This is a genomic window from Kitasatospora sp. NPDC093558 (assembly GCF_040683475.1).
In the GTDB taxonomy this organism is placed as follows: domain Bacteria; phylum Actinomycetota; class Actinomycetes; order Streptomycetales; family Streptomycetaceae; genus Kitasatospora.
Map to the genome: position 1 here is coordinate 1 of NZ_JBFBDY010001297.1, position 1,182 is coordinate 1,182.

The 1,182-nt window shown below is 74.4% G+C and carries 2 protein-coding genes and 1 pseudogene; all 3 read right to left on the bottom strand.

What is annotated here, in order from left to right:
• Window positions 1–259: pseudogene (locus AB0O00_RS40495) on the bottom strand (hypothetical protein); the annotation flags it as partial.
• Between the two features lie 131 nt (window positions 260–390).
• The gene (locus AB0O00_RS40500) at window positions 391–573 is read right to left on the bottom strand and encodes a hypothetical protein (protein ID WP_363659660.1); all 183 of its coding nucleotides are present in this window, start codon (window positions 571–573) and stop codon (window positions 391–393) included.
• A gap of 71 nt (window positions 574–644) precedes the next feature.
• On the bottom strand, window positions 645–995 hold the full coding sequence (locus AB0O00_RS40505; RefSeq protein ID WP_363659661.1) for a hypothetical protein: 351 nt from the start codon (window positions 993–995) through the stop codon (window positions 645–647).
• Window positions 996–1,182 lie beyond the last annotated feature (187 nt).

Genomic DNA, 1,182 nt, shown 5'->3' on the forward strand with positions numbered 1-1,182 from the left:
CGACGGTCCGTTCCCGCGCCTGCGGCAGCCGCACGGGCGGGGTGTCGCCGCCGAGGCGGTTGGCGCGAAGGCGGGCGAGGGTGGCGCCGTCCACGGTGGCGGAGCGGGCCGGGCGGGCCGCGGCGGCGGCCTCGAACCGGGCGTTGAAGGCGAGGGTCTCGGCGAGGCAGTCCTCGTCGGTGAGGGCGGTCGCCGTGGTGGTCGCCGCGGTGGCCGTGGTGGTGGTCGTGGTGGTCGTGCGGATCGCGGTGTTCGTCATGCGCCGATGGTCACAGCCGTCCGCGACAACACCATGTCACCCTTTTCGGGTGAGCCGCGTCACACGCCGGTCCCCCGGGCGGCGGGCCTGCGGATCCAGAGGTCCGCGGGGCCGGTGACGGCGCGGGCCGGTCAGGCGACGGGCGGGGTGACCTGACAGATCACCACGAGTGCCAGGCGGGGAACCACGTAGTAGGTCAGGAGGCCTCCGGCAACGTCCAGGTGGCGCATGGGCTCACCGCTGCCCTCGTAGGCGGCACCGTCCAGGTAAAGCGCCTCGGCTGCGCGGACGAGCTCGGCAGCCCGGTACTCCACAGCAGCGACGAAGTCTGCCGGAGCACCGCCGATGACACGCCCCTCGCTGGGGAGATACTCCCAGCTCCAGGTCACCCGGTCACCGCCGCGTAGGCGGTCCGGTAGATTTCGGCGACCTCGATGGCGTACCGGCGGCACTCGGCGACAGTTCCTGCATGGTTGGCCAGGTAGTTCGCTCGGTGGTAGGCCTGCGATGTCCGCAGGAACCGCTCGATCTCGACGATGGCGGCCCAGTGGTCCACGAAGTTGCGAAGCGGCTGGACACTGCCGGAGTCGATGGCCTCGGCCATCGCCCGACTCTGCCCCTCGACCATCTCCTGCAGCAGGTCCGCGGCAACCACTGCCAGGGCGGCCTTGAGCGCGGCCGGGGTCTTCTCCGGGCGCGGGATGACCTCGCCCCCGTCGAACGCGGGCTGACTCATGACGGACTCCTCTCGCTCGGATGTGAGGTTACTCGACAGCCGCACGTACCGGCCGCGCCGGGCGGGGCGGGGCGGGGGGGGGCCGGGGCCGGGGGCGGCCCCCCCCCCCCCCCCCGCGCCCCCCCCCCCCCCCCCCGCCCCCCCCGCGCGCACGCCCCCGGAGGGGACGGGCGGGGGGGCGGGGAGA

What these genes read in the sequence shown, in the direction of transcription:
- AB0O00_RS40505 (WP_363659661.1), bottom strand. Translation starts at nt 995, where the DNA reads ATGAGTCAGCCCGCGTTCGACGGGGGCGAGGTCATCCCGCGCCCGGAG.